The sequence below is a fragment of the Kitasatospora sp. YST-16 genome, assembly GCF_026802215.1.
In the GTDB taxonomy this organism is placed as follows: domain Bacteria; phylum Actinomycetota; class Actinomycetes; order Streptomycetales; family Streptomycetaceae; genus Kitasatospora; species Kitasatospora cineracea.
Genome location: NZ_CP113837.1, coordinates 6,998,552 through 7,017,438, shown reverse-complemented (window position 1 = coordinate 7,017,438; position 18,887 = coordinate 6,998,552). Strand labels below are relative to the sequence as shown.

Sequence of the window (18,887 nt, the reverse complement as noted above, 5' to 3'; positions counted from 1 at the left end):
GCGTCCGCCTTCCACCCGTTCCACCCGCCGCATTCGTCCAGCGGCCTGACAAACCTGACGCGCCGTCAGCCCTATGATCGCGGCGTGCCCGCTCTCCGCAAGGCCCTGGCCAACCACGAGGACGCGCTGCTGCGCCTGCTGTCGATCGCCTTCCGGGTCGCCGCCGTCCTGCTGCTGCCCTGGATCGTCGACCTCGCCCTGAACGTCCGGGGCCACTTCGGGGCCCGCAACCTCTCCAACGCCTGGGTCTGGCTGGACCTGATCGAGGCCGCCTCCCTGCTGCTGCTCGCCGCCCTGGTCCGCCGCCGCCACCGCACCACCAGCCCGATCGCCTCCGCGACCGCCGTCCTGCTCGGCATGGACGCCTTCTTCGACCTCTGGTCCGCCCACCGCGGCGAGGCCTTCCGCACCGCCGAGTTCCTCGCCTACGCCGCCGAACTCCCCAGCGCCGCCCTGCTCGCCGCCCTCTCCTGGTACTCGCTGCGCTGGGCCGCCGGCCTCCACCCCGCGCCCGCGCCCGCCCGCACCCGCCGCCCGGCCCCGCCCGCTGGGAACTGAGTCCCCCCTCACACCCCCGCAAGAGTGGATCCATGGCACGGAGTGTGGTCTAGTGGGGGTACTCAGTTCCCTCCCGCATGAAAGGACAAGGTGGCCGTGAGCTTGAGGATCGTTGTCTGTGTGAAGTACGTGCCCGACGCGACCGGTGACCGTCGCTTCGCGGACGATGCCACCACCGACCGGGAGGGCGTGGACGGCCTCCTGTCGGAGCTGGACGAGTACGGCGTCGAGCAGGCGCTGCGGATCGCGGAGGCCAACGAGGGCGCCGAGGTGACGGTGCTGACCGTGGGCCCGGACGACGCGAAGGACGCGCTGCGCAAGGCGCTGTCGATGGGCGCGGACAAGGCCGTGCACGTCAACGACGACGACATCCACGGCACGGACGCGCTCGGGACCTCGGCGATCCTGGCGGCCGCGCTGGAGAAGACCGGTTTCGACCTGGTGGTGTGCGGCATGGCCTCCACCGACGGCACCATGGGCGTGCTGCCCGCGCTGCTGGCCGAGCGCCTGGGGGTCCCGCAGGCCACGCTGCTGTCGGAGGTGGCGGTGGCCGGCGGGAAGGTGACCGGGCGCCGGGACGGCGACGCGGCCACCGAGCAGGTCGAGGCGGCTCTGCCCGCGGTCGTCTCGGTCACCGACCAGTCCGGTGAGGCCCGCTACCCCTCGTTCAAGGGCATCATGGCGGCGAAGAAGAAGCCGGTGACCTCCCTGGACCTGGACGACCTGGGCATCGACGCCGACACCGTCGGCCTGGCCGGCGCCTGGACCAAGGTCGAGGACGTCACCGCCCGCCCCGCCCGCACCAAGGGCGTCATCGTGACCGACGAGGGCGAGGGCGGCAAGCAGCTCGCCGCCTACCTCGCCGAGCAGAAGTTCATCTGACGGGCCGCGCCACCGCGCCCGGCCCGGCGGCCGCCACCCCGAGCCCCAGTCGCTCGGCCGGCGGCCGCTCGACCGGCGGCCGACCCGGCCGGAGCACCCCGTCGATGGACAACGCCGCTGCAGGAACGCTCACCTGACGGCTCGTCACCCCTTCTTCCACGCATCCCCAGGAGCCACCGACCATGACCGAGATCCTGGTCCTCGTCGACCACGCCGACGGCGCCGTGCGCAAGCCCGCCCTCGAACTGCTGACCCTCGCCCGCCGCCTGGGCACCCCCTCCGCCGTCGTCCTCGGCGCCGGAGCCGCGGCCGCCGACATCGCCGCCAAGGCCGCCGAGTACGGCGCCGCCAAGGTCTACACCGCCGATGCCGAGGAGTTCACCTCCCAGCTGGTGGTGCCCAAGGTCGACGCGCTGACCCAGATCGCCAAGGACAGCGGCGCCGCCGCGATCCTGGTCACCTCCTCCGGCGAGAACAAGGAGGTCGCCGCCCGCACCGCCCTGCGCCTGGGCTCGGGCCTGATCACCGACGCCGTCGACGTCGCACAGGGCCCCACCGGCCCCGTCGCCACCCAGTCGGTGTTCGCCGCGTCCTTCCAGGTCACCTCCACCGTCACCACCGGCGCCCCGGTCATCACCGTCAAGCCCAACAGCACCGCCCCCGAGACCGCCCCCGCCGCCGGCGCCGTGCAGAACGTGACCGTGGCGCTGACCGGAGGCGCGGCCACCGTCACCGCCCGCACCCCGCGCGTGTCCACCGGCCGCCCCGAGCTGACCGAGGCCGCCATCGTGGTCTCCGGCGGCCGCGGCGTCGGCGCCGCCGACGGCTTCTCCGTCGTCGAGGACCTCGCCGACGCCCTCGGAGCGGCCGTCGGCGCCTCCCGCGCCGCCGTCGACGCCGGCTGGTACCCCCACAGCAGCCAGGTCGGCCAGACCGGCAAGCAGGTCTCCCCCCAGCTCTACGTCGCCGCCGGCATCTCCGGCGCCATCCAGCACCGCGCCGGCATGCAGACCAGCAAGACCATCGTCGCCGTCAACAAGGACCCCGAAGCCCCCATCTTCGAACTCGTCGACTACGGCGTCGTCGGCGACCTCTTCACCGTCCTCCCCCAACTCACCGGCGAGGTCAAGGCCGGCTGACCCGCAGCCGTCCCGGCCCCACCCGAAGGGCGCGACCACCCCGGTCGCGCCCTTCCGCCGTCCCCACCCCCGCCCCGCACCTCCCGCCCTCCTCGCTACGATCGTCCACGGAGCACCGGAACGAGGGGGTACTTGTGCCGCAGAGCGCGCCGCCGACCACGGCCTTCGACGCCAACGAACGCACTGCCTGGGCCGGGCACGGCGCCGTCTACGCCGCCTCGTTCGGCCGGCTCTGCGCCCGCCCGGCGGGCCGGCTCCTGGACGCGGCAGGCGTGTCCGCGCACCACCGGGTGCTGGACGTCGGCACCGGTCCGGGCACCGTCGCCGCGGCGGCAGTGGCCCGCGGCGCCCTGGTCACCGCCGTCGACGCCGAGCCGAGCATGCTCGAACTCGTCCGCCGCGACGTCCCGCAGGCCCGCAGCGGCCTCGCCACCCTCCCCGAACTGCCGTTCCCGGACGGCGAGTTCGACGCGGTGGTGGCCAACTTCGTCCTCAACCACGTCGGTCGGCCGCTGCTCGCACTGGCCGAGATGCGGCGCGTGCTGCGCCCGGGCGGGCGGCTCGCCGTCACCATCTGGTCGGGCAGCCCCGCCCCGGGGCAGACGCTGCTCCCGCGCGCCCTGCAGGCGGCCGGCGCGGTCCGCCCGCCGCACCTGGGGCCGCTCGACCCGGCCGACGACTTCACCCGCACCCCCGAGGGGCTGGCCGGGCTGCTCACCGCCGCCGGACTGCGCGACGCCCACGGCCGCACCCTCGACTTCGACCACGCCACCACCCTGGACGAGTGGTGGAGCGGCCCGGCGGCCGGGGTCGCCACCGTCGGGCTGACCCTGCTCGCCCAGCCGCCCGCCGTCCGGGCCGAGGCCCGCCGCCACTACGAGCGGCTCGCCGAGGAGTACCGCACCGACCCGACGCAGCCGGACGCCCTGCTGCTCCCGCACCGCGCCCTGCTGGCGTCCGCCACCCGCTGAGCGCCCCCGGACCGGCCCCGCGGCCTCACCAGTCGCGGGGTTCGACCAGCTCCTCCAGGTCGGCGTCCGGGAAGCCGTACGCCCCGGCGAGGTACCCGAAGTCCACCGCGATCGTGTCGCGCGCGACGGTCTCGATCTCGCTGTCGGCCGCGTAGAACTCCTCCGCCAGCAGGTTGAACTGCTCCGTCGCGGCATGCGTCAGCACGTACAACTCCTCAAGGCTGCGCGGCGGTTCGGCCTCGATCCGCTCGCACAGCGCGTGCAGGATGTCGCCGCCCTTGGCCACCAGGTGCGCCGGGTAGTACCCGTCCCCGCGCATCGGGCGCAGGAACTCGTACCCCGCCATCCGCTCGTTCGTGATCGCCATGCCGCCGCTCCGTCCACCGGGTCCACTGGGGAAGTCCTCCGGCCGATGATGCCCCCGCCCACCGACAACAGCCGGCACCCCTCCCGAACGGGGCGCCGTCAGCGGTCCCCGGCCGGGTCGCGCAGCAGGTCGTCGACGCTCCGGCGCGGGGTGGCCGCCCCGGGCGGGCCGTAGCCGACCCGCAGCACCACCTGGACGGTGCCGATGCCACTGTCGGGGTCGCGCAACCGCCAACGGGTCTCCGGCAGTTCGACGGCCTGGTGGAGCACCGAGACCCGCAGCCCGCGGGCGGTCGCCACCAGCCAGACCCGTTCCATCGCCTGCCCGGCCCGCAGCCAGTCCGCCACCGTGTCGCCCCGGGTGGCGATGGTCGCCAGCTGCGGCAGCGCCTCGAAGCGCTGCGCGTGCACGGGTCCGCGACCGGCGAAGTCCCGTACGGGGACCCGGGCTTCGTGGTCCTGCGGGCCGAGCGCCCGCTCCGGGATGCCGTCCCCGGTGCGGGCGGCCGGGGCCGCGCGCAGCCAACTCCCGGTCTCCGCCCGGCGGGCGGCGTCCCCGGCGATCCGGGCCTCGGCCTCCGCGGTCAGCGCCAGCACCCGGCGCGCCCCGGCCTCCTCCAGCACGTCCAGCACGGTGTCCTCGTCGGCGGCGGCCGCGATCAGCTCGCCGATCACCGCCTCGGGCACGTCCCGGTTCCCGAACGGCTCGCGACTGGAGTGCCGTTGGCCGATCGCCTCGGCCAACTCGGCCAGTTCAAAAGGCTCCTGGGCTGCTCCGCGCGGCCCGAAGCGCACCACCGCGACCGGTTCGGCCGGCTCGACCGGTCCCGGCGCCAGGTCCAACTCCTCGACGGGCAGGCCGAGTCGGGCCGCCGCCACCCGCAGGTTGAACAGTGCCGCCCCGACCGACAGCAGCATGCCCCGCCCGTCCGGGTCCGCCAGCGGCACCGCCCGCGCCGGGTCGGCGAACACCAGCATCCCGGGCCCGTCCCCGGCCGGCCGGAACCACCACGGCTGCGCGTTGTGCAGCGACGGCGCGGCCCCGGCCGCCGCGACCAGCTCCCGCAGCTCCGCCGGGCTCGGCCCGCCCGGCACCCCGTCCATCGTTCCCGCCGTCGACCCGGTCATCGCGGATCACTCCTCGCCGCATCCTCGTCGGATCCCACACGTCCGTGTCTTGAGCCTGCGCCCGGCCCCGCCCCGCCCGGTAGGGCCCAAAGGCCCGGCCCCGGCGACCTCCGCCCCTCCCGCCGACGACCTCCGCCCCTCCCTCCGACGACCTTCGCCCCTCGCCCCGACGGCACCCGCCCCTGCCCCGTCCCGGCGCCGGTACCACCCGCTCCGCCGCCGCTGACGTACGGTACGGGTCATGGAATTCCGCCACCTGGGCCGCAGCGGCCTGATCATCAGTGAGATCGCGTACGGGAACTGGCTCACCCACGGCTCGCAGGTCGAGGAGGAGACCGCGGGCGCCTGCATCCGCGCCGCCCTCGACGCCGGGATCACCACCTTCGACACCGCCGACGTCTACGCCGAGACCCGCGCCGAGTCGGTCCTCGGCCGGGCCCTGAAGGGCGAGCGCCGCGAGGGGCTGGAGATCCTCACCAAGGTGTTCTGGCCGACCGGCCCCGGCCGCAACGACCGGGGCCTGGGGCGCAAGCACGTCATGGAGTCGATCGACGGCTCGCTGCGCCGCCTGCAGACCGACTACGTGGACGTCTACCAGGCCCACCGCTACGACCCCTCCACCCCGCTGGAGGAGACCATGGAGGCGTTCGCCGACGTGGTCCGCTCCGGCAAGGCGCTGTACATCGGCGTCTCCGAGTGGACGGCCGCCCAGATCCGGGCCGGCTACGCGCTGGCCCGCGAGCTGCGCGTCCCGTTCGTCTCCAGCCAGCCCCAGTACAGCGCGCTGTGGCGGGTCATCGAGGGTGAAGTGGTGCCCACCTGCGAGGAGTTGGGCATCGGCCAGGTGGTCTGGTCGCCGATCGCACAGGGCGTGCTGACCGGCAAGTACAAGCCGGGCGCCGAGCCCCCGGCCGGCTCCCGGGCCACCGACGAGAAGGGCGGCGCGAACTTCGTCGCCCGCTGGCTGCGGCCCGAGGTGCTGGAGCGCGTCCAGCTGCTGCAGCCGCTCGCCGCGGAGGCCGGCCTGTCTCTCGCCCAGCTCGCCGTCGCCTGGGTGCTGCAGAACCCGAACGTCTCCGCCGCGATCATCGGCGCCTCCCGCCCCGAGCAGGTCACTGAGAACGTCAAGGCCGCGGGCGTGAAGCTGGAGCCCGCCCTGCTCGCCCGGATGGACGAGATCCTGTCCCCCGTCGCCGAGTTCGACCCGGCCCGGACGGCGGAGAACGCCCCCAAGACCCGCCCCTGAGACCCGCCTCTGAAACCCACCCCTGAGACACACGGGCGGCCGCCCTTGCCCGGGGCGGCCGCCTCCCCCCGCTATCCGGGCAACTCCCCTTCCCCCTCCTGCCTCTCTCCCTCCCCCTCCGGCAGCTCCTGCTGCGCCCAGATGGTCTTCCCGTGCCGGGCGAACCGGGTGCCCCAGCGCTGCGCCAGCTGCCCGATGATGAACAGCCCCCGGCCGCCCTCGTCGGTGGACTTGGCCCGCCGCAGGTGCGGGGTGCTGTCGGAGCTGTCCGACACCTCGCAGATCAGGCCCCGGTCGTTGATCAGCCGCAGCCGGATCGGCGACTTCCCGTACCGGATCGCGTTCGTCACCAGCTCGCTGACGATCAGGTCGGTGGCGAACTCCAGCTCCGTCAACCCCCAGGCGGCGAGCTGGTGTTCGGCCAGCCGCCGGGCGGTGCGCACCACCGCCGGGTCCTCCGGCAGGGTCCACACCGCGACCTTGTCGTCCGGCAGCCCCAGGGTGCGCACCAGCAGCAGCACGGCGTCCTCGCGCTGGCGTTCCGGCAGCAGCGCGTACACCGCCTGGTCGCACAGCTGCGCCAGCTCCTCCTCGCCGGCCCGGGCCAGCACCCGTTGCAGCACCGCCCGCCGCCCCTCCCCCGGCCCGACCGGCAGCACCTCGTCCAACCCGCCGCGCTCCGCCCCCGTCCCCTCCCTGCCCCCCGTCCCCTCCCCGGCCCCCGTCCGCCGCGGCGGCCCGGACATCAGCCCGTTGGTGTACAGCGCCAGGACGCTACCGACCGGCAGTTCCGCGACCCGCGTCTCGTAGCAGCCGTCGCCGCAGCCCAGCGGCAGCCCGGGCTCGACCGGGAACGGCACCGGCACGCCGTCGGGGCCGACCACGACCGGCCCGGGGTGTCCGGCGGAGGCGGCGGTGCAGGTCCGGCCGATCGGGTCGTAGACCAGGTACAGGCAGGACGCCAGCCCGTCCGGCAGGCTGTCCGCACCGGCCGGCAGGCTGCCCCGCTGCTCGTCGGTCAGCACCCGGGCCGCGTCGTCCAGCCGCACCAGCAGCTCGTCCGGCGCGAGGTCCTGGACGGCCAGCGTCCGCAGCGCGGTGCGGACCTGTCCCATCACGGCGGCGGCCTCGATCCCGGTGCCGGTGACCGAGCCGATCGCCAGCCCGACCCGGGCGGCGGACAGCGGCACCACGTCGTACCAGTCGCCGCCCGGCCCGACCACGCCGGGCAGGTACACGTGCGCGCTCTGCACGGCGCTCAGCTCCACCGGTTCCCGGGGCAGCAGTTGGCGCTGCAGGGTGGTGGCGATCGAGCGTTCCCGGGCGTAGCTGCGGGCCTTGTCGATGGACATCGCGCCGCGCGAGGCGAGTTCGACGGCCAGTTCCAGGTCGTCCTGGTCGAACGGCTCCGGGCGCCGGTGCCGGTAGAGCGCCAGCACGCCCAGCACGGCGTCGTGCACCACCAGCGGCGCGACGATCATCGAGTGCACGCCGAGCCCGGTCAGCCGTCGTCCCCGCTCGGGGTCGGAGGCCAGCCACTGCTCCTCGCCGCCCAGCCCGCGGATCAGCCGGGGCCGCCCGTCCTCGAGCGCCTGGCTGTAGGGCGTCGGCGCCCCGTAGGTGGACAGCGCGCCGTGCGGGACGGGGCCGGGCGAGGGCCCGGCGGGGCCGGCGCCGTGCACGGAGCGGTAGGCGGCCCGGCGCAGCGGGGCGCCGGGGTCGATGGGGCCGGTGCGCAGCGGCAGTCCGCGCAGGGGTTCGTCGAGCAGGTCGACGGTGGCGGAGTCGGCGAAGCGCGGGACGGCGACGTCGGTGAGTTCCTGGGCGGAGCCGATGGCGTCGAGGGAGGCGCCGAGGCTGCGGTGGGCGCTGTGCAGGATGTCGAGCCGGTCGAGGGCGGTCTGCTGTTCGGTGACGTCCTCGACGGCGGCGACCAGGTAGGGGCTGCCGGTGTCGGAGAGGATCCGGAAGAAGGAGATCGCGCCGACCATCTCGTGCCGGGGGTCGGCGGGCATCCGGCCGCGCACCAGGTGTTCGCGGACGTAGCCGCCGTCCTGGAGGGCGTGGCGGGCGAGTGCCTCGAGTTCGCCCCGGTCGAAGCCGGGGGCGAAGTCGGCGGGCCGGTGGCCGACGATGTCGTTGCCGGGCATGCCGCGGACGCCGCGGGCGGCGCCGTTGTAGCGGATCACCCGCAGGTCCTGGTCGAGCAGGTAGAGGCCGATCGGGGCCTGGGCGAACAGCGCGTCGAGCAGTGCGGCGTCGACCTGCCCGCCCTCCCCGCTGCCCACCGGCCCCCGCACCACCCCTTCCCGCGCCTCGCCTTCGCCGCCCCTGCCCGTCACGCCGTCCCGACCGTCGCCGTCCATGCCGTTCCTCCCTGTGCGGCCCCTCCTGCCCTCGTCCCTCCCGCCCTCGTCCCTCACCACCGCTTCCCCTTCCGCCCTCCGCCGCTCGCCGCGCCCTGCCCCGCCGCGCCGTGCCCCGCCGCGCCGTCCTGCACCGGGCCCTGCGGGTCGGGCCGGAAGGCGATCACCGCGATGTCGTCGCGGACGTCGGCGACCAGGGCGACCAGGTGGTCGCAGAGGTCGGCGAGGGGCTGGTGGCGGGCTTCGGCGGCGCTGCGGCAGAGCCGGGCGATGCCGTCGTTGAGGTGTTCGCCGGGGACTTCGACCAGGCCGTCGGTGTAGAGCAGCAGCGTCTCGCCGGCCCCGACGGGGTGCCGGTGGGTGACCCGGGGGCGGCGGGGGTCGACGCACAGCGGGACGTCGGCGTCCTCGGCGGCCAGCAGCCGGGGCGGCCCGTCGACGGGGACGAGGACGGGCGGCGGGTGTCCGGCGTTGGCCCACTCCATCTCCCAGCCGCCGTCGGCGCCGTTGCGCACCAGCCGGGCGTGCACCGCGGTGGCGAAGCTGCCGACGCCCAACCCCTCGGCGGCGGTGTCGAGTTCGCGCAGCGTGTCGGCGGGGGTGTGGGCGTGGCCGCGGGTGTAGGCGATGGAGCGGAGCATGGCGCGCAGTTGGCCCATGGTGGTGGCGGCGGCGAGGTCGTGGCCGGCCACGTCGCCGATGGTGATGGCGAGCGAGCCGTCGGGGAGGGCGAAGGCGTCGTACCAGTCGCCGCCGATCTCGGCGTTGCGGCTGCCGGGCTGGTAGCGGGCGGCGACGGCGGCGGCGCCGAGCCGGGGCGGGGTGGTGAGCAGGGCGCGTTGCAGGACGACGGCGGCGTGCCGGGCGCGCTGCAGGGCGAGGGCCTGGCGCAGCGGGGCCTGGGCGCGCTGCAGGACTTCGTGCTGGAGGTCGATGTCGGCGGGTCCGGGCGGGGGCGCGTCCTGGCAGCCGGCGGTGGCGGCGAGGGCGACGACGGCGCCGTCGACGACGATGGGCAGCAGGGTGAGGCTGGTGGCGCGGACGGCGCGCAGCCAGCGGGCGGAGATCTCGGGGACGGTGCCGGTGGGGAAGGCGCCGGCGGTGAGGTCGAGCAGGGCGGGGGTGCGGTCGGTGACGGCGCGGCGGGCGTGCGGGCCGAGGGTGAAGGTCTGCCGTTCGAGCGGGGGCAGCGGGGGCAGTCCGGGGCGGGCGACGGAGGCGATCCGGGTGGCGACGATCTCTTCGCCGCCGGCGTCGGGTCCGGGCAGCAGGTAGACGGCGCAGACGTCGGTGAGGTCGGGGACGAGGGTGGCGGCGAGGGCGGCGAAGGCGTCTTCGGCGCGTTCGGCCTCGGTGACGGCGCCGGCCCGGGCGAGCAGGCGTTCGCGCAGGCGGCCGCGCCAGTGGTCCTCGATGTCGCGGGTGGTGCCGATCCATTCGGTGCCGCGGTCCTCGTGCGGGACGGGGACGGCGCGGGAGCGGAGGTGCCGGTAGCCGCCGGTGGCGCTGCGGACCCGGAAGGTGTGGTCGAAGACGGCGGGCAGCTCGCGCAGGGCGGCGGCCCAGCGGGCGGCGGTTTCGGCGCGGTCCTGGGGGTGGACGACGTCGAGCCAGCCGTCGGCGGTGGCGGCTTCGGGGAAGGGCTGGCCGGTGATCTCCTCCCAGCCGGGCATGAGTTCGCTGGCGGTGCCGTCGGCGCGGGCGACCCAGACCATCTGGGCGGCGGCGGCGATCAGGGCCTCGTAGCGCTGGAGGGCTTCGAGGCGTTCGGCGGACTGGCGTTCGGCTTCGAGGGCGGAGTGCAGTTCGGCGGTGGTGTCGATGGCGGCGGCGAGGATGCCGGGGCCCTCGCGGGTGGTGGTGGGCGAGCAGGAGTAGACGAAGTGGCGGTGGGTGGGTTCGCCGGCGGGGCAGCCGAGGGTGCGGTGGGCGGTGACCTGTCGGGCGGTGCCGTCGGCGAGGACGGCGTCGAGGGTGGCGAGGAAGCGTTCGCTGCCGGGTTCGGTGAAGGCTTCGCGGGCGGGTGCGCCGAGCGGGCGGTCGCCGAACAGGGCGTGGAAGGCGTGGTTGTAGTAGACCAGCCGGTGGTCGGTTCCGGCGGTCAGGGCGATCGCCACGACGGCGTGGTCGAACGCCTCGGGTGTCAGCTGGGGTTCCGGCACCCCGGGTCCTCCTCCCGTCCGCCGCCGGGCGGGTGCGTGGGTTCCTGCCCGGCTCTGCTCGTGCGCCGTGCGGCGCTCCCGGTACGCGGGCCCGGGCCGGTGCGGGTGGGGTTCCCGCGCCGGCCCGGGCCGTGCTCGGTGCGGTGTCAGGTGAGCAGTTTCTGCTTGGCGGCCCGGAACTCGTCCTCGGAGATCGCGCCGCTGTTCTTCAGGTCGGCGAGCCGGGCGAGTTCGTCGACGTGCCGCGGTCCGGTGTTCCGGTCGTCGGTGCCGGCGGCCTTGCGGATGTAGTCCTGGAACTCGCCCTCGGCCTGGGCGGCGAGGGCCCGGTCGCGTTGGCCCATCTCCTTGCCGCGGACGATCAGGTAGACCAGGACGCCGAGGTAGGGCAGCAGGATCACGAAGATCGTCCAGCCGGCCTTGCCCCAGCCGCCCATGTCGTGGCTGCGGAAGATGTCGGTGAGGACCTTGAACATCAGGAAGAACCACAGGATCCACAGGAACAGCCACAGCATGGTCCAGAACAGGTTGAGCGCCGGGTAGTCGTCCATCGACTGGCTCCCTTCACAGGTCCTTCGAGTGGTATCACCACATTTCGGACATCGCATGTCGGCGGCCCGCCTCCGCGCGGGGCGCCGCGGGCCGGGCGAGGATGTGAGCCGGTGTCGGGTTCGGCGGCGCGGGAGGCGCGGATGGTGGACGGCGGACGGACGGCGGCCGCGGAGCGGGACGGCGACGGGGTGTCCCTGGAGCAGGTGACGGCGCTGCTGGCGCGGCTGGCCGGGATGCTGCTGGCGGCGAGCGGCGAGGGCGCCTCGGAGGTCGAGCGGACGGTGGCGCGGGTCGGGGCGGGTTTCGGCGCCCGCACCTCGATGGTGCTGGTCCCGGACGGCGCGGCGCTGACCGTGCTGCTGGGCGGCCGCACGGCGACGGTCGCGGTGCGGTCCTTCCCGGACGTCGCCCGGCTGGACAAGGTGGCCGCGCTCAAGCCCTGGGCGCACCGGGTCGCACGGGGCGGCACCCCCCTCGCGGAGGCGGAGCGGCGGCTGGCGGCGATCGACGGCGCGCCCGCCCCGTACCCGTGGTGGCTCAAGGGGCTGGGCATCGTGCTGTTCACGGTGGGGTTCGCGCCGCTGATGCAGCCGACCTGGTACGAGATCGGCAGCAGTGCGCTGCTGGGCCTGGTCACGGCGGTGCTGGCGGTGGCGGCGGGGCGGTGGCCGCGGCTGGCGCGGGTGCTGCCGCTGGTGGCGGCGACGGCGGTGTCGGTGCTGGTGCTGGAGGTGTTCGCCCGGACTCCGGCGCACGGCGGGGCGGTGCTGCTGATGCTCCCGGCGCTGTTCTACTTCGTCCCCGGCGACCTGCTGTCGGCGGCGGCCGTCGAGCTGGCCGCGGGCTTCCTCACCACGGGCGCGGTGCGCCTGGTGTACGCGGTGTTCCTGCTGCTGCAGCTGTACCTGGGCGTGATGCTCGGGGTGTACGCGACCGGCGGCGACACCTCGGCGATGTTCGACGTGGCGGCGCACGCCGACCTGCCGCGCTGGGCGACGTTCCTGTCCTGGGTGGTGTTCACCCTCGGCACGGTGCTGGCGTTCGCGGTGCCGTGGCGGCTGCTGCCGGTGCTGCTGGGGACGGTGTACCTGACGGTGGCGGTGCAGTCGGGGGCGACGAAGCTGGTCGGGGAGGTGGGCGGGACGTTCGCGGCGGCGGTGGCGCTGGGGGTGCTGGCCACGGTGGTGGCGGCCGGGCCGGGGCGGCCGCCGCGGATGCTGCTGGCGCTGCCGGGGTTCTTCACGCTGACCGTGGGCTCGCTGGGGATGCGCGGCCTGACCAGCCTGGCCGGCGGGCATCCGGTGCGGGGGTTCCACGACCTGCTGTCGATGGTGACCACGGTGGTGGCGATCGCCGTCGGCCTGCTGGTCGGCTCGGTGCTCGCCCAGCGCCCGCAGCCGCTGCCGGTCTCCCCCGACTACCCGGCCGCGGCCCCGCCGCCGCTGCCGTAGCAGGGCAGATCGAGCGCGGTCGGGTCCATCGCCGCGAGCCACTGGCCGGAGCGGCGCAGCACGGGCGTCAGCACGATCTCCGGCCCGCCGTCGTGGCCGGTCCGCACCAGGGCGTCGTAGCGGACGGGGCGGTGGGCGGCGGTCGCGGGGGTGGGCCGTTCGTCGCGGCGGGCCCGGGCCTGGGCGTCGAGGGCCCGGTAGGCGCGGCGCAGGTGGGGCTCCCAGCCGGGCAGGTGGTGCGGGTCGGCGGGGACGAGGTAGCGGGCGCCGCGGTCGGCCAGCAGGGCGGTCAGGCGCTCGACGGCCTCGGTGCGGCCGAGGCCGTCGGGCAGCTGCTCGACGGCCTCGGCGAGCGGGCGGGTGACGCGCAGCAGGGCCTCGTTGAAGTCGAGGCCGTGCTCGCCCTCGGCCTGCACCAGCAGGGCGCGCTGTTCGCCGGTGAGGTTGAGCCGGCACGGGTAGTGGCCGCCCTCGGTGAGCAGGTCGGGCTGTCCGTGCCAGGCCACGGGGGTGTCGCCGAGGCGGGCCCACTGCGGCCAACTCACCTGCTCGCCGGGGCCTTTGACGGCGTGTCCGAGCGGGTGGTCGCCGACGGTGAGGATCTCGATCCGGGCGCCGACCACCGTGGCGGGGGCGGGGTGGACGACCAGGCGCCGCCCGTCCCAGTCGAGGCCGCCGGTGTGCGCGCCGACGGGTTCGGTGGCGGCGAGGGTGAGCGGGCCGTGCGGGTGGGCGTCGTGCATGTGGGCCACCGTGACGGGGACCAGGACGGCGGCGCGGAGCACGGCCTGCCGGTCGGGGAACGGCCTGGGCTGGACCGTCTCGGTGGTGGCGTGCTCCGTCATGCGCTGTGCCCTTCCCGCGCCCGCACGGCGCGCGACCCGGCGGGTGCCGGCTCGTCGGCCGCCCACCCCGCGGTGTGTCCCGTCGGCCGCCGGAGCGACCAGGGGGACAGCGTACGGGCCGCCGCCCGGTTGCGGAACGCGGTGGGGGCGGGTGGTGGCGAATCGTGACCGGGGGCAACGGCCGGGCGGTCAGCGGTCGTTGGGTGAGACCCGCCAGGCGAGCAGGACGACCAGGAAGGACGCGGCACTGAATCCGGTGCACCACCAGGCGGTGCCGGTCTGGCCGCGCATCCAGGCGTTGGTGGCGGTGTTCAGCGCCCACAGCTGGCCGATCACGATGGTGACGGCGAGGGCGACCCGGGCGGACAGGATCGCCGAGCGCTCGGGCTGCTGGTCGGTGCCCGCGCCGGGGCCGGGGCCGGTCGCCGAGACCCGGGGGTCGGCGTAGCCGGAGGTGGCCCGGATCTGCGGGTACCGTTCGTGGACGGGCCGGTTGAGCCGGGGTTCGTCGCTGCCCGGGTGGTAGCCCTGCGGGTAGTGGCCTTCGGGAACGCTCATCACGCACCTCCACAAGCGAGTTGACGTCTCGTCAGTTCGTCCCGTGCGCGCCGGTCAGCGGCCGCTGCGGCGGGTGGCGCAGCCGGCGGCCTCGGCGAGGGCCGGGTTGCGGGCGGTCAGGCCGCGGCACAGGCCGGCCTCCTCGGCTTCGCCGGAGCGGGCGGTGCCGATCGCCCAGACCGCGCCCTGGGCGTCCTCGACCACCACCACCTTGGGCAGCGGGCGGGGCGGCGGTCCGCCGGTGACCTCGCCGGTGCGGGAGTCGAACTGCCCTTCGTGGCACGGGCAGTAGAGGTCGCCGTCACTGCCGTGGTCGCGCCGCCAGAGCACCCCGCAGGCCAGGTGGGTGCAGACCGTGGAGTAGCCGACCAGGGTGCCGTCGGGCAGCCGGATCGCCATCGCCCGGTCGTCCTCGCCGGGGTAGTCGAAGCTGACCGCCTCGCCGCGCTCGATCCGGTCGGCGACCTTCAGCGGGGCGGCGCTGCCGTCGCCGTGGCGGTGCAGCACGCCGGCCGAGACGACGGTGGAGCCGACCACCAGGCCGCCGGAGACGGTGGCGACGATCCGCAGGTAGTCGCGCCGGGTGGTCAGCGAGTCGGCGCTGATCCGTTCCTTGAGCGCGGCCCGTTCGGCCCGGTGGCCGTCCGGGTCCGCGGTGCCGTACGGCTCGGGGGAGTTGCCGGGGCCGGTCACGCCCTCGCTCCGTTCCCGGGCGCGGGGCGCCCGTTGACCTCGATCAGGTTGAGCGTCCCGCCGGGGACGGGGGTCTGCCGTTCGCCCGGCACCACCATGGCGACGCCGGTGGAGACCACGGTGTCGCCGAACGCGAACAGCGTGGAGACGTCCACGCCGGGCCGTTCGGCCTGGAGTTCCTCGACGGTGCCGTAGAACAGGGCGCCGGTGGGGCAGACGGTGGCGCACATCGGGGCCAGGCCGTAGGAGGTGCGGTCGTAGCAGAGGTTGCACTTCATCTGGAGCTTGGCCTCCAGGTCGATCTTGGGCACGCCGAACGGGCAGGCGTTGACGCAGTTCGCGCAGCCGATGCAGCGGGTCGGGTCGGCCTCCTGCACCACGCCGTCGGCGGTGATCAGGATCGCCTCGGCGGGGCAGACCTCGGCGCACGGCGCGACCGGGTCCTCGCAGTGCATACAGACGGTGGGCAGCGAGGCGACGGTGTGGCCCTCGTCCGGGTAGTCCAGGTGGATCATCGACTTGCCGCGGTGCGAGTCGCACTCGCGGCAGGCCGACACGCAGGCCTGGCAGCCGATGCAGCGGCCCGGGTCGATGAAGATGGTGCGTCCCAGCATCCTCGGTCAGCCCCTCTCGGCGGTGCCGCGGCCCTGCGGCGAGGTCGGCGGCAGCGGGTCGGTGCGGGAGACCTGGGCCTCCGGGTAGGCCTCGCGGCCCGGCGGCACCGGCGGCGCGGGCACCGGGTCGATCTGCTCGGCCCGTTCGATCCGCACCGCGCACACCTTGTACTCGGGGATCTTCGAGCGCGGGTCGAGCGCGTCGACGGTCAGCGCGTTCGCGGCGACGGGGTACGGCCAGTGGTAGGGCACGAACACGTGGTCGGGGCGGATCGCCTCGGTCACCAGCGCGGGCAGCACCTCGCTGCCGCGCCGGGTCACCACCCGCACCGGCTCCCCGTTGCGGAAGCCGTGCGAGGGGTGCACCTCCACCCAGGGGCGGGGCGTCTGCTCGACCAGGCCGCCCAGGCGGCGGGTCTGGTTGCCGGACAGGAAGTGCGCGACGGTGCGCCCGGTGGTCAGCGTCATCGGGTACTCGTCGCTGTACGGGTCGGCCGGCGGGTGCCACTCCACCACCTGCATGTGCACCTTCTGGTCCGGGTGGGAGGTCTTCCCGCCCTCGAACAGCCGCGGCGTGCCCGGGTGGTCGAGGCTGGGGCAGGGCCAGGCGATGCCGCCGGTCTCCTCCAGCCGCTCGTAGGTGATGCCGTAGTAGTCGATGACGGTGCCGGCCGAGGCGCGGCGCAGTTCGTCGAAGACGTCCTTGGAGCCCTCGAAGGCGAACTTGCTTCCCTCGCCGAGGCGCCGGGCGATCTCGCACATCACCCAGGTGTCGGTGCGCACGCCCGGGGGCGGCTCCTGGGCCTTGTTGTGCTTGACCACCCGGGCCTCGGCGTTGGCCATCACGCCCTCGTCCTCGGCCCAGGTGGTGACGGGGAGGACCACGTGGGCGTTGGCGGCGGTCTCGGAGAGGAAGAAGTCGAGCTGGGCGTGGAACTCCAGCTTGTCGTAACCGTCCTTCACCACGGCGTAGTTGGGCAGCGAGACGAACGGGTTGTTGCAGACGCCGATCAGGCCGCGGATCTCGCCGCGCTGCATCTGCCAGACCATCTCCATCATCGAGGTTCCGGCCTGCGGGAGTTCGGACTCCTCGATGCCCCAGATCGCGGCGACCTGCCGGCGGTGCACCGGGTCGTTGATGGAGCGGCCGCCGGGCAGCAGGTCGGACTTCTGGCCGTGCTCGCGGCCGCCCTGGCCGTTGCCCTGGCCGGTGATGGTGCCGTAACCGGCGCCGGGGCGGCCCAGGTTGCCGGTGGCGGTGCACAGGTTGATCACGGTCAGGCAGTTCTCCACGCCCTGGGTGTGGTGCTCGATGCCGCGCGCGTGCCAGGCCATCGCCCGGTCCGCCCTCCCGAACACCCGTGCCACCTGGACGACTTGCTCCGCCGGGATGCCGCAGATCTCGGCGGCCCGGGCGGGCGGGTACGCCTTGACGGCGGCCCTGACCTCCTCCCAGCCGGTGGTGTGCTCGGCCAGGAACGCCTCGTCGGTCAGGCCCTCCTCGACGATGACGTGCAGCACCGCGTTGAAGAACGCCGAGTCCGTACCGGACTTGAGCGCGACGTGGATGTCGGCGGTGCGGGCGACGGCGGTCTCCCGCGGGTCGACGACGATCAGGGTGGCGCCGCGGTCCCGGGCGCCCCACACGTACTGGGTCATCACCGGGAAGCACTCGCCGACGTTCGACCCGGCGATCAGCAGGCACTGGGTCTGCAGGATGTCGGAGAACGGGTTGCCCGCCCGGTCGATGCCGAAGGCCAGCTTGTTGGCGCCGGCGGCGCTCACCATGCACAGCCGGCCGTTGTAGTCGACGTGCCGGGTCTTCAGCGCGACCCGGGCGAACTTGCCGACCAGGTACGTCTTCTCGGAGAACAGGCTGGCCCCACCGAGCATCCCGAACGCGTCCCGGCCGCTCTCGCCCTGGATCCGCTGGATCTCGGCGACGGTGAAGTCCAGCGCCTCCTCCCAGCTCGCCTCCCGGAACGGCTCGTCGCGGCTGCGGCGCATCAGCGGCGCGGTCAGCCGATCCGGGTGGTTGACCTGCTGGTAGGCGTTGACGCCCTTGGGGCACAGCCGCATCCGGTTGATGTCGTGGTTGCGCGGCTCGACGCCGAACACCTTGCCGCGGCCGTCCACCCGTAGGTACATCCCGCACTGCACGCCGCAGAAGCAGCAGTGCGTGGGGACGAGGGTCTGCTCGGTCTGGTCGGCCCGCCAGGCGGCGGCGGGCAGGCCGCCCGCGTCGCGGAAGTTGCGGGTCCCGAGCGGGGCGACGCTCGGGTCCAACGGGACGTGCTCGTGGCTCACTTGAACCCCCGCTTGACGTTCGACAGGTAGGCGTTGCCGCGCAGCACCCGCTTGCAACGGGGGCAGTACTCGGCCCACCCGTCGAAGCCCAGCTGCAGGTCGCGCATGGTGGCGCGCAGGTTGTCCACCGCCGCGACGGTGTCGATCGGCCGGCCGCAGCGCCGGCACCCCTGCAGTTCCTCGGCGTCCGAACCCCCGCGCCGGGCCGTGTACTTGAACAGCTGCATGCCGACCGCGGCCGGGCGCTGCACGATGTGGAAGAACTTGCCGAACGGCAGGTAGACCAGGGTCAGGACGACCGAGGCCATGTGCAGGATCGCCAGGAACTCGTAGCCGCCGCCGTGCAGGAACATCTCGGAGAAGGTCAGCAGCAGGCCGGTGACCGAGATGGTGACCAGGGCCAGCAGCGGCAGGAAGTCGTAGCCGAAGCGCTGTCCGGTGGTGGCGGCGCGGTCGCGCACCCGCCGCCACAGGAAGTAGCCGGCGCCGCCGATCACCAGCACGGCGGCCAGGTCCAGGCCGTGGTAGAGCGCCCAGCCGAGGAAGCTGCCGGAGTCGAAGCCGAACAGCTTGAAGCCCCACAGCCGCATCTCGTAGCCCGGGCCGGCCGCGCTGGAGGAGGTGAAGGTGAACCAGCCCCAGGTCAGCGGGAAGGTGATCGCGGCGGCCAGCAGGCAGCCCCAGAAGATGAGTTGGTGCGCGGCCCAGCGGGCGTGCGAGCGGGCGCCGAGGAACTTCTGGAAGCCCAGGTAGGTGGCGATCATCCGGGGCAGCGCGGCGGGCGAACGCTTGAGGTTCTCCCAGGACAGCGCGGCCTTCCAGCCCGCCACGAACAGCCGGCGGGCGGCGGGCGCGGACACCCACACCACGTAGCGGTAGACCACGCCGAAGGTGAGGAACACCGACGCCACCGCGTACGGCACCAGCGCCGAGTCGAAGTCCCGCAGGCCCCGGCTGCCCAGCACGATCGCCACCACCAGCAGCGCACTGGCCGCGGCGGCGACCACCGAGGCGCGCACCACCGTCGCCGAGCCGGGCGACGGCTCGAC

General features: G+C 74.6%; 17 protein-coding genes. 6 read left to right on the top strand and 11 right to left on the bottom strand.

The annotated features are described in order from the left end of the window. The first annotated feature begins 84 nt into the window (after window positions 1-84). The 4 genes from OU787_RS31600 to OU787_RS31585 all read left to right on the top strand — a co-directional run bounded on the left by OU787_RS31600 (window position 85) and on the right by OU787_RS31585 (window position 3,550). Window positions 85-558 (top strand): hypothetical protein, encoded by a 474-nt coding sequence (locus OU787_RS31600; RefSeq protein WP_051818295.1) that lies wholly within the window; start codon window positions 85-87, stop codon window positions 556-558. 96 nt (window positions 559-654) lie between these two features. Further along, window positions 655-1,440 (top strand): electron transfer flavoprotein subunit beta/FixA family protein, encoded by a 786-nt coding sequence (locus OU787_RS31595; protein WP_435820764.1) that lies wholly within the window; start codon window positions 655-657, stop codon window positions 1,438-1,440. Between the two features lie 182 nt (window positions 1,441-1,622). Further along, entirely contained in the window at window positions 1,623-2,579 is a 957-nt protein-coding gene (locus OU787_RS31590) for an electron transfer flavoprotein subunit alpha/FixB family protein (protein ID WP_268661398.1), read from the top strand. Between the two features lie 134 nt (window positions 2,580-2,713). Next, window positions 2,714-3,550 carry a class I SAM-dependent methyltransferase gene (locus OU787_RS31585; RefSeq protein WP_268661397.1) on the top strand — a complete coding sequence of 279 codons (837 nt, stop codon included), beginning with the start codon at window positions 2,714-2,716 and terminating at the stop codon, window positions 3,548-3,550. 25 nt (window positions 3,551-3,575) lie between these two features. On the opposite strand, the gene OU787_RS31580 is transcribed toward OU787_RS31585, so the two are convergent. Both OU787_RS31580 and OU787_RS31575 read right to left on the bottom strand, forming a co-directional pair. Continuing rightward, window positions 3,576-3,917 carry a DUF5713 family protein gene (locus OU787_RS31580; RefSeq protein ID WP_030461612.1) on the bottom strand — a complete coding sequence of 114 codons (342 nt, stop codon included), beginning with the start codon at window positions 3,915-3,917 and terminating at the stop codon, window positions 3,576-3,578. Window positions 3,918-4,015: 98 nt separating this feature from the next. Beyond that, window positions 4,016-5,044 (bottom strand): Acg family FMN-binding oxidoreductase, encoded by a 1,029-nt coding sequence (locus OU787_RS31575; RefSeq protein WP_232795052.1) that lies wholly within the window; start codon window positions 5,042-5,044, stop codon window positions 4,016-4,018. A gap of 241 nt (window positions 5,045-5,285) precedes the next feature. Here OU787_RS31575 and OU787_RS31570 point away from each other — a divergent pair, with 241 nt between their 5' ends. Continuing rightward, window positions 5,286-6,290 carry an aldo/keto reductase family protein gene (locus OU787_RS31570; RefSeq protein ID WP_030461614.1) on the top strand — a complete coding sequence of 335 codons (1,005 nt, stop codon included), beginning with the start codon at window positions 5,286-5,288 and terminating at the stop codon, window positions 6,288-6,290. A gap of 71 nt (window positions 6,291-6,361) precedes the next feature. Here the strand turns inward: OU787_RS31570 and OU787_RS31565 are convergent, their stop codons facing one another. The 3 genes from OU787_RS31565 to OU787_RS31555 form a co-directional block, all read right to left on the bottom strand. Then, window positions 6,362-8,656, bottom strand: a complete 2,295-nt coding sequence (locus OU787_RS31565) for an ATP-binding SpoIIE family protein phosphatase (RefSeq protein WP_081967058.1) — start codon at window positions 8,654-8,656, stop codon at window positions 6,362-6,364. A 53-nt stretch (window positions 8,657-8,709) separates the two neighbouring features. Continuing rightward, entirely contained in the window at window positions 8,710-10,818 is a 2,109-nt protein-coding gene (locus OU787_RS31560; protein ID WP_051817213.1) for a SpoIIE family protein phosphatase, read from the bottom strand. Window positions 10,819-10,964: 146 nt separating this feature from the next. After that, entirely contained in the window at window positions 10,965-11,369 is a 405-nt protein-coding gene (locus OU787_RS31555; protein WP_030461617.1) for an SHOCT domain-containing protein, read from the bottom strand. A gap of 111 nt (window positions 11,370-11,480) precedes the next feature. Between OU787_RS31555 and OU787_RS31550 the strand changes: the two genes are divergently transcribed. After that, the gene (locus OU787_RS31550; protein ID WP_255358107.1) at window positions 11,481-12,821 is read left to right on the top strand and encodes a threonine/serine ThrE exporter family protein; all 1,341 of its coding nucleotides are present in this window, start codon (window positions 11,481-11,483) and stop codon (window positions 12,819-12,821) included. Here OU787_RS31550 and OU787_RS31545 read toward each other — a convergent pair. The 6 genes from OU787_RS31545 to OU787_RS31520 form a co-directional block, all read right to left on the bottom strand. Next, window positions 12,788-13,666: a hypothetical protein gene (locus OU787_RS31545; RefSeq protein WP_030461619.1), complete on the bottom strand. Its 879-nt coding sequence runs from the start codon at window positions 13,664-13,666 to the stop codon at window positions 12,788-12,790. The genes OU787_RS31550 and OU787_RS31545 overlap by 34 nt on opposite strands. A 189-nt stretch (window positions 13,667-13,855) precedes the next feature. After that, on the bottom strand, window positions 13,856-14,224 hold the full coding sequence (locus OU787_RS31540) for a hypothetical protein (protein WP_030461620.1): 369 nt from the start codon (window positions 14,222-14,224) through the stop codon (window positions 13,856-13,858). A gap of 54 nt (window positions 14,225-14,278) precedes the next feature. Then, window positions 14,279-14,917: a QcrA and Rieske domain-containing protein gene (locus OU787_RS31535; RefSeq protein ID WP_051817214.1), complete on the bottom strand. Its 639-nt coding sequence runs from the start codon at window positions 14,915-14,917 to the stop codon at window positions 14,279-14,281. Then, window positions 14,914-15,531, bottom strand: coding sequence for a 4Fe-4S dicluster domain-containing protein (locus OU787_RS31530; RefSeq protein WP_030461622.1), 618 nt, complete (start codon window positions 15,529-15,531; stop codon window positions 14,914-14,916). Before OU787_RS31530 ends, OU787_RS31535 begins: the two co-directional genes overlap by 4 nt. Window positions 15,532-15,537: 6 nt before the next feature. After that, the gene (locus OU787_RS31525; RefSeq protein ID WP_268661396.1) at window positions 15,538-17,838 is read right to left on the bottom strand and encodes a molybdopterin oxidoreductase family protein; all 2,301 of its coding nucleotides are present in this window, start codon (window positions 17,836-17,838) and stop codon (window positions 15,538-15,540) included. After that, complete coding sequence (locus OU787_RS31520; RefSeq protein ID WP_030461624.1) at window positions 17,835-18,860, bottom strand: hypothetical protein; 1,026 nt, start codon at window positions 18,858-18,860, stop codon at window positions 17,835-17,837. The genes OU787_RS31525 and OU787_RS31520 overlap by 4 nt, the downstream gene beginning before the upstream one ends. Between the last annotated feature and the right edge of the window lie 27 nt (window positions 18,861-18,887).

Coding starts and splice junctions, on each gene's coding strand:
- OU787_RS31555 (WP_030461617.1), bottom strand. CDS start 11,369: ATGGACGACTACCCGGCGCTCAACCTGTTCTGGACCATGCTGTGGCTG.
- OU787_RS31545 (WP_030461619.1), bottom strand. CDS start 13,666: ATGACGGAGCACGCCACCACCGAGACGGTCCAGCCCAGGCCGTTCCCC.
- OU787_RS31570 (WP_030461614.1), top strand. CDS start 5,286: ATGGAATTCCGCCACCTGGGCCGCAGCGGCCTGATCATCAGTGAGATC.
- OU787_RS31590 (WP_268661398.1), top strand. CDS start 1,623: ATGACCGAGATCCTGGTCCTCGTCGACCACGCCGACGGCGCCGTGCGC.
- OU787_RS31540 (WP_030461620.1), bottom strand. CDS start 14,224: ATGAGCGTTCCCGAAGGCCACTACCCGCAGGGCTACCACCCGGGCAGC.
- OU787_RS31530 (WP_030461622.1), bottom strand. CDS start 15,531: ATGCTGGGACGCACCATCTTCATCGACCCGGGCCGCTGCATCGGCTGC.
- OU787_RS31575 (WP_232795052.1), bottom strand. CDS start 5,044: ATGACCGGGTCGACGGCGGGAACGATGGACGGGGTGCCGGGCGGGCCG.
- OU787_RS31580 (WP_030461612.1), bottom strand. CDS start 3,917: ATGGCGATCACGAACGAGCGGATGGCGGGGTACGAGTTCCTGCGCCCG.
- OU787_RS31565 (WP_081967058.1), bottom strand. CDS start 8,656: ATGGACGGCGACGGTCGGGACGGCGTGACGGGCAGGGGCGGCGAAGGC.